Below are 14,115 nucleotides of genomic sequence, written 5' to 3'. Positions count from 1 at the left end.
TCAGGCAGGAAATCCGAAAACGACCGGCGGACCCGATGGCCCGCCGGAATACGTCAACTTCGCTTTACATACGGAACGACAGGCGCATGTACATGTAGGTGCCGCGCACGTCGTAGGTGTACATGTCGAAATTGATGGGGTTGTTGGCGGCCGACGCCGGCGGCTGGACGTTGAAGATGTTGTCCACGCCCAGGGTCACCTTGGTCAGCAGGTCGCGGAAGTCGTAGCTGACCTGGACGTCCTGGTAGACGATGGCCGGGATGTGGCCGCCGTTGACCGTGTTGTTGGGAATGTCGCGCGAGGTGCCGATGTAGCGCGCCTTCCAGCCGGCACCCCAGGGACCGTCGTCATCCTGGTTCCAGCGGATGGAGGCCTGGCCCTTCCAGTAGGGATATGTCGCGCGCGGCTGGTCGGAATGGCCAGCCAGTTCCTGGCGCAGGATGGTGCCGTCGGGCTGGGGAATGTAGTTGTCGAACTGGAACAGGCGGGAGGCGTTGACGCCGGTGGTGAACAGACCGAAACCACTGTCGAAGGTGTAGCCCAGCGAGACGTCCAGGCCCTTTTCCTTGATCTTGCTGAAGTTGGTCACCGCCTGCAGGACGTTGACGACCTGGCCGGTGGTGGGGTCGCGCTGCATCAGGCTGCAGGCGCTGCCGCCCAGATTGGCGCAGCTGGTCAGGATCTGCTGCGCCGTCTCGCTGGAGATGGCGTTGTCGACCTCGATGGCGAAGTAGTCCACCGTGGCGCTGGCGCCCTTCAGCCAGCCGGGCGTGAAAGCGGCACCGACGCTGTCGGTGCGCGAGGTTTCCGGCTTCAGGTTGGGATTGCCGCCGGTGGACCCGTTGATCAGGCCGTTGCCGTAATTGTACTGGCTGTAGCTGGTGGGCACGCTGGCGCAGCCGGCCAGGCCCTTGCCGCCGCCGTTGCAGGGGTCGATGGCCTGGAACTGGGTGTTACGGCCGCCCTGGTCCAATTCCAGGATGGACGGCGCCCGGAAGCCTTCGGAATAGCTGCCGCGGAACAGCAGGTCGGCCACCGGGCGATAGGCGACACCGGCCTTCTTGGTCGTGTTGCCGCCATAGGTGCTGTAGTCCGAGTAGCGCAGCGCCCCGTCCACATCCAGCTTGTAGATGGCCGGCAGGTCGCGCAGCAGCGGCACATCGACCTCGACGTAGCCTTCCTTGGTGTTGTAGCTGCCGCTGGTGGGGTTGCGGGTGGCGGCCGACGTCTCCGTCAGGCCGGTGACGTAGACCGGTGTGGCGTTCACCACCGCGTCCGGGGTGTCATAGCCGTATTCCCGGCGGTAGGAGGCACCGGCCGCCGCCATGACGTCGCCCGCCGGCAGGGTGAACAGGCTGCGCGACAGGTTGAATTCGGCCGAGGTCTGGGACACCCCATCCTCGTCATGCGCGTTGTAGCGGATGTAGTTCGCCATCGCCGGCGTGATCTTGCCGAAGATGTTCAGCGGCACGCAGCCGGCGGTGGCGGCACAGCGGGTGGGTGAGCCCAGGGCCAAGGCCAGATGGTCGTAATTGACGTTGTTGGAGGCGTCGAACGTGGCCTCGTTCTTCGAGTAGGAGACGAAGGCGTCCCAGTTCCAGTCGCCCCACAAATGCACCTTGCCCTCAAGGCCGGCATCCGCCCGCCAGGTGTTCACCTCCTGCACGTTCTGGCGGTCGCCGATCTCTTCCATGTAGCGGCGCAGGCGGAAGCTGGAGCCGGAGAACGCCTTGCCGAAGATGTTGTAGGCCTGGTCGGCCGGCATGGCGAAACCCTGGCTGCCGTTCACGTCCAGCAGATAGGGAGAATACAGCTGGGAAGAGCGGCGGTGGTTGTAGAGGAATTCCACGTGGCCGCTGATGTCGTCGGTGATGTCGGTGGTGTAGCGCAGGAAGGTGCCATAGCGCGTGCTGGGCCCCACCGCGTCCTTGCCCTGGACCAGGGTGTTGAAATAGTCGCCCGGCAGGGCGGCGGTGCGGAAGTCGCCGGTGGCGCTACCGTCGGTGCCGGCGATGCGGGTCAGGGTGGAGGAGGATACGCCGGGCAGGTTGTACAGGCCGCGCGGGCTGATGGGCGGGCTGGTGGGGGCCGTCAGGGCCGTCCGCGTCAGGTCGCGGTCGGCCGTCAGGATGGGCAGCTCATCCACGATGTCGGCGGAGAACAGCAGGTTGCCCCGGCCCAGCTTGTGCCCGATGGTGACGTCGCCCGCCAGGCTGCGCCCATCACCGTTGGAGGAGATGCCGGACTGGAAATTGCCGCGCACGCCTTCGAAATCGGACTTCAGGTGGATGTTGACCACGCCGGCGATGGCGTCGGCACCGTAGATGGCCGAGGCACCATCCTTCAGCACCTCCATATTCTCCACCAGGCCCACCGGGATGGTATTGAGGTCGACGAAGTCGCGAAAGCCGCGGCCGCCCACGGCGTTGACCCAGCGGTGGCCGTCCACCAGCACCAGGGTGCGGTTGCCGCTGCCCTCGGCACTGCCCAGGTAACGCAGGTTGATGGAGCTGACGCCGAAGGACGTACCCTGGGTGCCGTTGGAATTCAGGCTGACACCCACCGACGGCAGGGCCTGCAGCAGGTCGCCCACCGACAAAGGCGCCGCCTGCTGGATATCGTCCACCGTCAGGCTCTGGATGTTGCCCACCGCCTGGGCGTCCTGGCCCTTGATGTGGGTGCCGGTGATGACGATTTCCTGCAACTCGTCATCGGCCGGCGCCTTGGCCGCCTGCTGGGCATAAGCGCCCCCGGATAGCGCCAGCAGGCTGGTGGACATGAAGAGGCCAAGGCCGACGGCCTGGCGGATGCGGGACCCAACTGTCGTGCTGCCCATTTTCATTTCTTTATCCCCCGTTCCCATGACATCCCGGTGGGGCGCCCATCGTTCGCGGGGCGCCGCCTTGGCCGGGACCGAAGCTCCCTTGATTGGGAAGTTCCCTGTGTGGGGGCAGATAAACAGCCGGAATCGATGCCGACAATCTTATGAAGAAATTCGAGGATCCTATGCAGATTGGTTATAGAGTTAAATAAACGTCCCTATTCGTGCAAATCTTGGCCCCAAGCGTTCGATAAACAGGGCAAGGCAGGGGCAAGAAATGGCGGCATTGGAAAACGGGGCGACCCATGAACAAGGGTTGCCTACAAAGGTAAGCCACGCCCACGGCCGCATGCCCCATCCGGTCACGATGATGATGCTGATCATCCTGGCGGCCGCCCTGATGACCTATCTGGTGCCCTCGGGCGAATTCGCGCGGGGGGCGGACAAGCTGGTGGTGCCCGGCACCTTCCACGCCGTGCCCAAGGCCTATGGCGTGGACGCCCTGCTGAGCCCGCACAAAAGCGGTGCCGCCCTGGCCTATCCCGCCAGCGTGGCGGGGGTGGCCCTGTCCATCCCCGCCGGCCTGGCCGCCACCGCCAATTTGTTTTTCATGATCATGTTTTCCGGCGGCATGTTCGGCGTGCTGCGCGCCACCGGCGCCCTGGATGCCGGCGTCGCCCGCCTCTTGTCCCTGGTGCGGGGCAACGCCTATGTGCTGGCGCCCATCCTGATGGCGGTCATTTCCGTGGGTGCCACCTTCCTGGGCATGATCTCGGAATTCGTCGTCATCATCCCGGTGATCGTCGTGCTGGCCGAAAGCATGGGCCTGACGCCCCTGTTCGCCGTGGCGGTGGTGACGGTGGCGGCCAAGATCGGCTATCTGGCGTCGGTCACCAACCCGGTGGCCCTGCTGGTGGCCCAGCCCATCGCCGGGGTGGCACCGTTCAGCGGCATGGGATTGCGCCTGGCCGTCTACCTCGGCTTCATGACCCTGGGCGTTCTGTATGTGATGCGCCATTTGCGGCGCACAGGGTACAGGGTGCCGGCGCATGTGCCCCACAGCGCGCGCCTGTCGCCACGCCACGCCGGCGTGCTGGGCCTGCTGGCCCTGGCCATGGCGGTCATCCCCTATGGCGGGCTGGAACTGGGCTGGGGCAACGTCCAGGTGGGCGCCTTCTACATCGTGCTGGCCATCCTGATCTCATTGGCCGGCGGCCTTTCGGGATCGCGGGCGGCGGAGGCCTACACCGACGGCATGAAAAGCATGCTTCTGGCGGGCTTCCTGGTGGGCCTGGCCAGTGCCGTCGAGATCGTGCTGAAGGACGGCATGGTGCTGGACACCATCATCAACGCCCTGGCCGGCCTGACGTCGGAACAGGCGCCGGTGCTGGTGGCGCAAAGCCTGACGGTGGTGGAGATGGCGCTGGACGTGCTGATCCCCTCCACCTCCGGCAAGGCCGCCGTCAGCCTGCCCATCCTGGCGCCCATCGCCCACATGGCGGGCGTGGGCGGGCAGATGACGGTGATGGCCTTCCTGTTCGGCAACGGCCTGACCAACATGGTCACCCCCACCTCGGGCATGCTGCTGGCCTACCTGGCCGCCGCCCGCGTCGGCTTCGGTACCTGGATACGCTTCATCCTGCCGCTGTGGGGCGTGCTGGTGGCCCTGTCCTTGGCCATCATGGCGGCGGGGGTGTGGCTGGGGCTTTAAGCCAGCCCGTCCAGCCGCGCCAGGTGGGGCGCCTGCGCCGCCTCATCCAGGAAGGAGCCAGTGATGCTGTTGCGGGCCAGTTGCACCAGCTGCGCCGCCGTCAGATCCAGCGCCGCCGCCGTGCGGGTGTAGTTGTCCAGCAGATAGCCGCCGAAATACGCCGGGTCGTCGGCGTTCACCGTGGCCCGCAATCCCAGATCCAGCATGCGGGCCAGGGGATGGGCCGCCAGGTCCGGCACCACGCACAGCTTCAGGTTCGACAGCGGACACACGGTCAGGGTCATTTCCTCCGCCACCAGCCGGTCGGTCAGGGCCGCATCCTCCAGCGCGCGGTTGCCGTGGTCGATGCGGTCAACGCCCAGCAGGTCCAGCGCCTGCCAGACATAGTCCGGCGGCCCTTCCTCACCTGCGTGCGCCACAATCTTCAGCCCACGCTCCTTTGAGGCCTGGAACACGCGCTCGAATTTGGCCGGTGGGTGCCCGACCTCGGATGAATCCAGGCCGACGCCGACGATGCGGTCCAGGTACGGTTCCGCCTGGCGCAAGGTGGCGAAGGCCGCATCCTCATCCAGGTGGCGCAGGTAACTCAGGATCAGCTTGGACGAAATCCCCAGCTCGCGTTCCGCCGTCGCCATGCCGGCCAGCAGGCCGTCGGCCACCACCGGGAAGGGAATGCCCCGGTCGGTGTGGGTCTGGGGATCGAAGAAGATCTCCGCATGCACGCCGCCATCAGCCGCCAGGCGGCGGAAATAGGCCAGCGCCAGGTCGTGGAAGTCCTCCTCCGTCCGCAGGACCTGGGCGCCCTGGTAATAGATGTCCAGGAAGTCCTGCAGGTTGGTGAAGGCGTAGGCCTGGCGCACCTCTTCCACCGACCGGAACGGCAGGTCGACCCGGTTGCGGCGGGCGAAGTCGAACATCTGTTCCGGTTCCAGGCTGCCCTCGATGTGCAGGTGCAGTTCGGCTTTCGGCAGGCCGCGGATGAAGTCGGCCAGATGTTCGGTTCGCGCCATGGGTCCTTCGCCTCAGGGAATGGTTGTCCCTGCCAGTCTAACGCCAGCATCGGGCGCCTGCCCAGCCCCTGCCTGCCGGAGGGTGCGCACGTATCGAAATGTCTAAATTGCGACATATACCCGTTTAACGGGTGGACGTTGACGCGCCATCTGCTAAATTCCCCCAAAATGATTCAACCAAAGGCGGCGACGCCGCCAAAGCGGGGGCAAACCATGCGCATGAAAAGACCAAGGACAACCAGGATTGAAAGGCTGGGCGCCGGCCTGGCCACGGTGGCGGTCAGCGCACTGCTGACGCAGGCGGCGTCGGCGCAGACCACCTTCGCCAACCCCCCATCCCTGCCGCAGACGGCCCCGTCCGTGGGGTCCGCCACCACGCCCGGCCTGCCCAAGGCCGCGTCGGCCTTGAGCCTGGCCACCACTGCCGAGCCCCACGCCGGTAAGGAGCGGGCCTACGACCTGCATATCCAGTACAGCGATTCAGCCCTGTACGATCCTGGCCAGCAGCGTTACCAGCGGGTGCACCTGCGCAGCTATGTCGGCACCGGGGTGTCGCCGGGCACGCCCTTCGTGGCGCCGGAAATCAACGTGACGCCGGGCGACACCGTGCGCATCACCCTGCACAACGACCTGCCGGCCGAACCGAACTGCGGCGACGTGCCCACCATCAACACGCCGCACTGCTTCAACACCACCAACCTGCATTCCCACGGCCTGTGGGTCAGCCCGACGGGGAACAGCGACAACGTGCTGATCTCCATCAAGCCGACGGTCAGCTTCCAGTACGAATACAACATCCCGGCCGACCATCCGGCCGGCACCTTCTGGTACCACCCGCACCAGCACGGCTCCACCGCCATCCAGGTGGCCAGCGGCATGGCCGGCGCCCTGATCATCCATGGCGACCGCAAGCCTGCCAACAAGGCCGGGGCCAACGGCAGCGTGGTGAAGGTCAACGGCGACCTGGACACCCTGCTGATCGCCGCCAACGGCCAGTCGTTCAAGGACCGCACGGTCCTGTTCCAGCAGATCGAATACGCCTGCACCGGCGCCGACGGCAAACCGACCTTCGACTGCAAGCCCGACCAGGTGGGCGTGATTGAGGATTACAGCCTGTTCGGGCCCAACAAATGGGGGCTTTCCAACCGTTGGACCAGCATCAACGGCGCCGTCCTGCCCACCTTCAGCGACGTGCAGGCGGGCACGGTGGAACGCTGGCGCCTGATCCATGCCGGCGTGCGTGAGACCATCAACGTGGAATTCCACAAGATGACGCCCGGCGCCAACCCGTCCGCCCTGCCGACCAAGGCGACGCTGGCGCAGTTCCTGGACACCAATTGCGGCGGTCCGGCGGTACCCTACCAGGTGGTGGCGGCCGACGGCCTGACCATGGGCAGCACCCTGACCAAGGAGGACACCGTCCTGCAGCCGGGCTATCGCTATGACCTGCTGGTGGTGTTCCCGGAGGCCGGCAACTACTGCATGACGGAAAAGGCCGACCCCTCCGCCTCCACCGTCAGCCAGTTGCCGACGCCGGCCAACCTGCTGGGCATCGTCGCCGTCCGTGGCGGCACCCCCACCAAGGACCCGATCAAGACCCTGGTCGACACCCTGGTGGCGGCGGCCAACCGCACCATGCCGGCCGACGTGAAGACCGAAATCGTCGCCGACCTGCAGGCCAAGGACAGCAACGGCAAGCCCGCCCCCCGCCTGACCCGCTTCGTGCCCCACCCCACCATCACCGAGGCGGAAGTGGCGAGCACACCGTTGCAGGAAATGGTGTTCTACCTGGGCCAGGGCATAGAGCCCAACCCGCAGGGCTTCTCCTTCACCGTGGGCAAAAGCTTCAAGACGGTGAAGACCGACAAAGGCTTCTGGGTTCCCGACGGGGCCGCCCCCTACCAGCCCGACCGTATCGACCGGTCCCTGATCCTGGGCACGGCGCAGCAGTGGGAACTGCGGTCCTATGGGGTGGAGCATCCCTTCCACATCCACGTGAACCCCTTCCAGATCGTCGCCATCCTGGACCCACAGGGCAACGACGTTAGCGCCCCCGGCTATGTCGAGGCCGATGGCGACAGCCAGTACGCCGGCTTGCGCGGCACCTGGAAGGACACGCTGTGGGTCAAGACCAAGGTCAAGGCCCCCCTGAGCGAGAACCCGCAAGGGTATTATCGCCTGATCGTCCGCACCCGGTATGAGCGGTACATCGGCGAATACGTCCTGCACTGCCACATCCTGGACCATGAGGACAACGGCATGATGGAAAACGTGAAGATCGGCATCAGCGACGGTGCCGGCGGCCTGGCCGAGGCCCACGCCCACCACTGATAACCGCCTGACTCAATAAGCGAGGCCCGGCCCCTGCGAAGGGACCGGGCCTTTGTTTTGCCGGCGGCATCAATCCTGAACGGAACGCCGCCTGGGTGTTATCGTCAAGTCCGGCTGGCTACCCCCAAGAAGGGCCAGCCGCTTGGCTCTTTCCAGTGATCCCGGTCAGGGCCTGCGCCCTCATAACGAGATCATCGTCGAGAACAAGGGCCGTGCGCATGGCATGATCTCCGATGGGCCAAGCGTGAACGATGACATCATCCATGCCTGGCCTCCATCGGATTTCAACTTACGGCGCCTTGGTGTCCTCCGGCAGGGTCGCCGCCTCTTCCTGGGAGGGCAGGGACTTGACGTCCCAGCCGCCACCCAGCGCGCGGATCAGGGCGACGTCAGCCTGCACCTGGCGGGTGTGCAGGTCCAGGCTGCTCTGCTGCGCCTCCAGCAAGGCGGTCTGGGCGGTCACCACGTCCAGGTAGCTGTCGGCGCCGTCGCGGTAGAGGTTCATGGCCATGTCCAGCGTGCGCTGGGCGGCCCCGGTGCCGGCGTCCTCTTCCTTCGCGGCCTGGCCCAGCAGGCGGATGGCGGCCAGGTTGTCCTCCACCTCGCGGAAGGCGGTCAGGACGGTGCCGCGATATTGGGCGGAGGCTTCGTTATGCTGGGCCACCGCCTTGGCCAGGCCGGCGTCCAGACGGCCGCCGTCGAACAGCGGCAGGGTCACGCCCGGGCCCACCGACCAGAAGGTCATGGGCAGCTTGAACAGGTTGAAGCCGGTGTTCTCCACCCCGCCGCTGGCCTGCAGGGTCAGGTCGGGGTAATAGGCCGCGCGTGCCACGCCGATGCCGGCGTTGGCCGCCAGCACGTCGCGTTCCGCCGCCGCGATATCCGGGCGCCGTTGCAGCAGGCTGGAGGGCAGGCCCGTGGGCACGGCCGGCAGGCTGGGGTTCCAGGAGGCCGCCGTCAGGCTGAATTCCGCCGGGGCCAAGCCCACCAGGGCGGCGATGGCGTGTTCCATCTGCGCCCGCTGGGACGCGATCTGGGACACCTGCGACCGCGCGCTATCCAGTTGGGTCTCGGCCCGCGACACGTCCATGCCGGCCACGATGTGGCCCTTGAACATGGTCTGGGTCAGGCTCAGCTGCTTTTCATAGGCCGTCACCGTGTCGGCCAGGATCTGCGCCCGGTCGTCCAGGCCGCGCAGGGCGAAATAGTCGGTGGCCAGTTCCGCCTGCAGGCCCAGGCGCACCGACGCCAGGTCGGCGGCACTGGCCTGTGACGCGGCCCGGCCGGCCGTCACCTGGTTGCGCACCTTGCCCCACAAATCCACCTCATACGACGCGGTGCCGCCGATGGTGTTGTTGCCGTAGACGTCCTGCTGGGTGCGCGACCGCAGGGGCCGATCCTCGGACTGGCGGTTGTTGGTGATGCTGGCGTTCAGGTCGGCGCGCGGCAGCAGGCCGGCCGACATCGAGGCCGCGTCCGCCCGAGCCTCGTCATAGCGGGCCAGGGCCACCGCCAGGCTGGGGTTGGCGGTCTCGATCTTGTCCTCGAGGCCATTCAGCACCGGGTCGTTGAACGCCGTCCACCAGGGGCCGCGCGTCGTCGCGTCCGCCGGCTGGGCGGGGCCCCAGGGGGCACCACCGGCTTCCTTGAAGGCCGGCGGCAGGGTCAGGCTGGGCGGCTGATAGTCCGGCGCCAAGTTGCACGCCGCCAGCGCCAGCAAGGCACCGCCGGCCAGCAGGTATTTGGTTGTGCGCGTGCTCATCACCGATCCGCCTTCACCTTGTCCGACCCCGCCGGGGCCGCGTTGTCGGCCATCTTGCCGGCCTGCCCGGTGGAACCGGCGGCCAGGCGCACCTCGTCACCGCTGTTCAGGGTTTCCGGCGGGCTGTCGATCACCTGGTCGCCGGGGCTGAGGCCGGCCACCACCTCGACCGTGTCGCCCATGTCGCGGCCCAGCTGCACCGGCTTCAGCACCACCTTGCCGGCGTTGGGCGTACCGGCCGCACCCACGACCGCCAACTGGACACCCGTGTCGCCGGTCACCAGGGCGGTGGCCGGCACACTGACCATGTTGGCGTCCGCCGGCACCTGGAAGTGCACGTCGGCGTAGGTGCCGGGAGTCAGCAGGCCGTCCTTGTTGTCGGCCTGCAGTTCCACCAGCATGCTGCGATTGGCCGTGTTCATGGCGTTGGCCGTGGTGGTCAGCGTCGCTTCGAACGTCCGGCCGGGATATTGCGGCAGGGTGAAGGTGGCCTTGACGCCCGGCTTCAGCAGGCCGGCGAAGGACTGCGGGACCTGGACGTATAGGCGCAGGACGTGCAGGTCCGACACCTCGAACAGTTCCGGCCCGCCACCGCCACCGGCGCTGATCAGGGCGCCGATGTCGGTGGTGCGGGCGGTGACGATGCCGTCGAACGGCACCACGATGCGCTTGAACGCCGTTAGGGTTTCCAGCCGGCGGACGTTGGCCGCCGCACTTTCCACCGCCGCCTGCTTGGCCGCGGCATCGCCCACCTTCTCATCCGCCGCCTGCTGCGACACGGACTGTGATTCCACCAGCGCCGCCCAGCGCTTTGACGTCAGATCCGCCAGCTTCGCCTGGGCCTGGGCCTGGGCCAGCTGCGCCTTGGCCTGTTCCAGCTGCTGGTCCAGGTCGGGCGTGTCGATGGTGCCCAGCAGGTCGCCCGCCTTCACATGGGCGCCGATGTCCTTGTCCCAGCTTTTCAGGTAACCGCTGACCCGGGCGTAGATCGGCGCCTTGTTGTAGGCCTGCAAGGTGCCGGGCAGGGACAGGACCTGCGCCTTGGTGTCCCGGGTGACGTTGGCCAGCGCCACCGTGGGGATGGCCTGGTCGGCGTTCCACTGCACCAGTTCCTTGTCCGCATGGGCGCGGGTGGTGATGCCGAACACGACGATGGCGCCGGCGGCCACCAGGGCGGTGACGCCCAGCAGGGCCAGGCGGCGGGGGTTGGGGGTCTGGATGTGTGCCGTGGACATTGGGTCTACTCCGGATCGGGCGGTATCTGGGGGCAGGCTATGCGGGATCAAACGTGGGCCGGTTCGGGGTGGGCTTCGCCCTGCCCCGCCGCGGCGCGCTTGTGATCGTTGGCGTGGGCCAGGCTGAACATGGCGGGAACCATGAACAGGGTGGCCAGCGTGGCGAACACCAGGCCGCCGATCACGGCACGCCCCAGGGGCGCGTTCTGGCCGGGCTCGATGGCCATCGGCAACATGCCGATGATCATGGCCAGCGCCGTCATCAACACCGGGCGGAAGCGGGTGTAGCCGGCCTCCATCGCGGCGCTGAAGGCGTCCACGCCGGCCGCCAGCCGTTCACGGGCGAAGCTGATGACCAGGATGGAGTTGGCGGTGGCCACACCCATGCACATGATGGCGCCCGTCAATGCCGGCACCGACAGGGTGGTGCCGGTGGTGAACAGCATCCAGACGATGCCGGACAACGCCGTCGGCAGCGCCATGACGATGACGAACGGATCGACCCACGACTGGAAGTTCACGACGATCAGCAGGTAGATCAGCACGACGGCGAAGGCCAGGCCCACGAACAGCTGGCTGTAGGCGCTGGTCATGGTCGTCACCTGGCCCCGCACCTCGACATGGGCACCGCGGGGCAGGTCGGCCGCCATGCTGTCGATGGCCTTCTGCACATCGGCGTTGACGGCGCCCAGATCGCGGCCACGGGGGGTGGCGTAGATGTCGATGGCCGGGCGGATGTTGTAGTGGCTGACCACCGCGTCCTCGCGGCCCCGGCTGATCCGGGCGATGCCGCCCAGCAGCTGGTTGGAGTTGGTGGCGGACAAGGGCATGGTCTGCAGCCCGCCCATGGTGTCGATGTCGCGCTGCGGCGTCTGGATCGACACGGGGTAGGAGATGCCGCTCTTGTGGTCCAGCCAATAGGTCGGCGCCGTCTGGCTGCTGCCGGCCAGCGTGTCCAGCATGGTGGTGGCGGCGTCCTTTTCCGTCAGGCCGACCAGGCCCGCCAGCGACCGGTCCACGTCCACCTTGAGGGAGGGCAGCTGGAAGGCCTGCTGGATGCGGGCGTCGGCGACGCCGGGGATACGGGCGATCTTGGCCAGCAGCTTGTTGGCGTAGATCCGGTTGGTGTCCAGATCGTTGCCTGAGATTTGCACGTCCAGCGGCGCCGGCAGGCCGAAGTTCAGCACCTGGGTGGTGATGTCGGCCGGCAGGAAGGCGAAGACGGTGCCGGGGAACAGGCGCGGCAGTTCGCGCCGCAGGGTATCGACATAATCGGCGGTGGGGGCGTGGCCGTCCTTCAGGCTGATCAGGATGTCGGAATCCTGCACGCCGATGGTGCCGCTGTTGCCGTAGGCCATGTTGATGCCGCTGACCGGCAGGCCGATGTTGTCCACCATCTCACCCAGGTCCTTGGGCGGGATGATGCGCTGGACGGCCAGGTTGACGCGGTCGTTCAGCTTGGTCACTTCCTCGATGCGCGTGCCGGTCTGGGCCCGCACGTGCATCTTGATCTGGCCGCCGTCCACGTCGGGGAAGAAGTTCTGCCCCAGGAAGGGCGCCAGGCCGAATGTGGCCAGCGAGATGACCAGGAAGCCGCCGATCATGACCTTGCGGTTGTTCAGGCCCAGCAGCAGCAGGCCCTGGTAGGCCGACCGCACGATTTCGAACCGGCGTTCAAAGCCGCGCTGGAACCGCACCAGCGGGTTCTTGGCAGGGGGGGCATGGATGTCGCCGTGGGCGTGGCCGCCGGCATGCACCTGGTTGCGCAGCAGGTAGTTGGCCAGGGTCGGCACCAGGGTACGCGACAGGATGTAGGAACCGATCAGGGCGAAGACCACGGCCTCCGCCATCGGGCGGAACAGGTAGCCGGCGACGCCGCCCAGGCCGAACATGGGCACGAAGGCGATGCTGATGCACAGCAGCGACACGGTGGCCGGCACCACGATCTGCTTGGCGCCGTCCAGGATGGCGGTTTCGATCGGCTTGCCGTGTTCCAGATGCCAGTTGATGTTTTCGATCGTCACCGTAGCGTCGTCCACCAGGATGCCCACGGCCAGCGCCAGGCCGCCCAGGGTCATGACGTTGATCGTCTCGCCCAGGATGGACAGGGTGGTGATGGACGCCAGGATGGCCAGCGGGATGGACACGGTGATGATCAGGGTCGACCGCCAGCTGCCCAGGAACAGCAGGATCAGCAGGCCGGTCAGGGCGGCGGCGATGGCGCCTTCGCGGATAACGCCGCTGACGGCGTCCTTCACGAACATCGACTGGTCGCCGATGGGGGTCAGCTTCACGCCGTCGGGCAGGCTTTTCTCCACCTCGGGCAGCTTGGCCTTCACGCCGCTGATGATGTCCAGGGTGGACGCGGAACCGGACTTCAGCACCGACATCAGCACGGCGTTCTTGCCGTCCACGTGCACCACGTTGGTCTGGGGCGGGCTGCCGTCATGGACATTGGCGACATCCCGCATATAGACGACGGTGCCGTTGACCGTCTTGATGGGCATGTCGTTGAAGGGCGCGATCTGCTTGGGGCTGTCGTTCAGGTCGATGGCGTATTCCAGCTTGCCGACCTTCTGGGTGCCGGCCGGGGTGATCAGGTTCTGCGCCGACAGGGCGTTGACCACGTCGTTGGCCGACAGGCCGTAGGAATGCAGCGCCTGCTGGTTCAGGTCGATCTGCACCTGGCGCACCTTGCCGCCGTAGACGGAGGGCAGCACGGCGCCGGCGACGGTGACCAGCTGCGGACGGATGAAGTTCTGCGCCAGGTCGTTCAGCTTGGTTTCCGACAGCTTGTCGCTGGAAACCGCCAGCTGGAGGATGGGCACGGACGACGCGTTGAAGACGATGACCTGCGGCGGGGTGATGCCCGCCGGCATCTGCTTCAGCACCGTCTGGGAAATGGCGGTGACCTGCGACTGGGCGGCGTTGATGTCCACGGTGGGCTGGAAGAAGATCTTCACCACGCCGTAGCCCTGCATCGACTGGGATTCGATGTGTTCGATGTTGTTCACGGTCGCGGTCAGCGAGCGTTCGTAATAACTGACGATGCGGCCCGACATGTCATCGGGGGGCAGGCCGTTATAGGTCCACACCACGGCGATCACGGGGATGCCGATGTTGGGGAAGATGTCCGTCGGCGTCTTGACCGCGGCGGAAACGCCGAAGATCAGGATCAGGATGGCCATGACGATGAAAGTGTAAGGGCGTCGCAGCGCGATCTTGACGATCTCGATCATGACGGC

7 protein-coding genes are annotated in these 14,115 nt (G+C 66.6%); 2 read left to right on the top strand and 5 right to left on the bottom strand.

Going from position 1 to position 14,115, the window contains the following annotated elements; translation table 11 throughout:
• Positions 1-64 precede the first annotated feature (64 nt).
• Positions 65-2,836, bottom strand: a complete 2,772-nt coding sequence (locus PW843_26065; GenBank protein MDE1150034.1) for a TonB-dependent receptor — start codon at positions 2,834-2,836, stop codon at positions 65-67.
• Between the two features lie 301 nt (positions 2,837-3,137).
• Here PW843_26065 and PW843_26060 point away from each other — a divergent pair, with 301 nt between their 5' ends.
• A complete protein-coding gene (locus tag PW843_26060; protein MDE1150033.1) occupies positions 3,138-4,532 on the top strand; it encodes a hypothetical protein in 1,395 nt (464 codons plus the stop codon).
• Here PW843_26060 and PW843_26055 read toward each other — a convergent pair.
• Positions 4,529-5,542, bottom strand: a complete 1,014-nt coding sequence (locus tag PW843_26055) for an adenosine deaminase (GenBank protein MDE1150032.1) — start codon at positions 5,540-5,542, stop codon at positions 4,529-4,531. The two genes, PW843_26060 and PW843_26055, sit on opposite strands and share 4 nt — an antisense overlap.
• A 213-nt stretch (positions 5,543-5,755) precedes the next feature.
• On the opposite strand from PW843_26055, the gene PW843_26050 reads away from it, so the two are divergent.
• Positions 5,756-7,873, top strand: coding sequence for a multicopper oxidase domain-containing protein (locus PW843_26050; protein MDE1150031.1), 2,118 nt, complete (start codon positions 5,756-5,758; stop codon positions 7,871-7,873).
• A gap of 289 nt (positions 7,874-8,162) precedes the next feature.
• Here the strand turns inward: PW843_26050 and PW843_26045 are convergent, their stop codons facing one another.
• From PW843_26045 to PW843_26035, 3 genes are read right to left on the bottom strand one after another with little or no spacing between them, the layout of a single operon-like run.
• A complete protein-coding gene (locus PW843_26045; GenBank protein MDE1150030.1) occupies positions 8,163-9,635 on the bottom strand; it encodes an efflux transporter outer membrane subunit in 1,473 nt (490 codons plus the stop codon).
• Positions 9,635-10,870 (bottom strand): efflux RND transporter periplasmic adaptor subunit, encoded by a 1,236-nt coding sequence (locus tag PW843_26040; protein ID MDE1150029.1) that lies wholly within the window; start codon positions 10,868-10,870, stop codon positions 9,635-9,637. The genes PW843_26045 and PW843_26040 overlap by 1 nt, the downstream gene beginning before the upstream one ends.
• 47 nt (positions 10,871-10,917) lie before the next feature.
• The gene (locus tag PW843_26035) at positions 10,918-14,109 is read right to left on the bottom strand and encodes an efflux RND transporter permease subunit (protein ID MDE1150028.1); all 3,192 of its coding nucleotides are present in this window, start codon (positions 14,107-14,109) and stop codon (positions 10,918-10,920) included.
• Positions 14,110-14,115: the final 6 nt, after the last annotated feature.

This window comes from Azospirillaceae bacterium, from assembly GCA_028283825.1.
Lineage (GTDB): Bacteria > Pseudomonadota > Alphaproteobacteria > Azospirillales > Azospirillaceae > Nitrospirillum.
The sequence above is the reverse complement of the archived record's forward strand: the minus strand, read 5'-3'. Positions and strand labels throughout refer to the sequence as shown.

What these genes read in the sequence shown, in the direction of transcription:
- PW843_26065 (MDE1150034.1), bottom strand. Translation starts at nt 2,836, where the DNA reads ATGGGCAGCACGACAGTTGGGTCCCGCATCCGCCAGGCCGTCGGCCTT.
- PW843_26055 (MDE1150032.1), bottom strand. Translation starts at nt 5,542, where the DNA reads ATGGCGCGAACCGAACATCTGGCCGACTTCATCCGCGGCCTGCCGAAA.
- PW843_26050 (MDE1150031.1), top strand. Translation starts at nt 5,756, where the DNA reads ATGCGCATGAAAAGACCAAGGACAACCAGGATTGAAAGGCTGGGCGCC.
- PW843_26045 (MDE1150030.1), bottom strand. Translation starts at nt 9,635, where the DNA reads ATGAGCACGCGCACAACCAAATACCTGCTGGCCGGCGGTGCCTTGCTG.
- PW843_26040 (MDE1150029.1), bottom strand. Translation starts at nt 10,870, where the DNA reads ATGTCCACGGCACACATCCAGACCCCCAACCCCCGCCGCCTGGCCCTG.
- PW843_26035 (MDE1150028.1), bottom strand. Translation starts at nt 14,109, where the DNA reads ATGATCGAGATCGTCAAGATCGCGCTGCGACGCCCTTACACTTTCATC.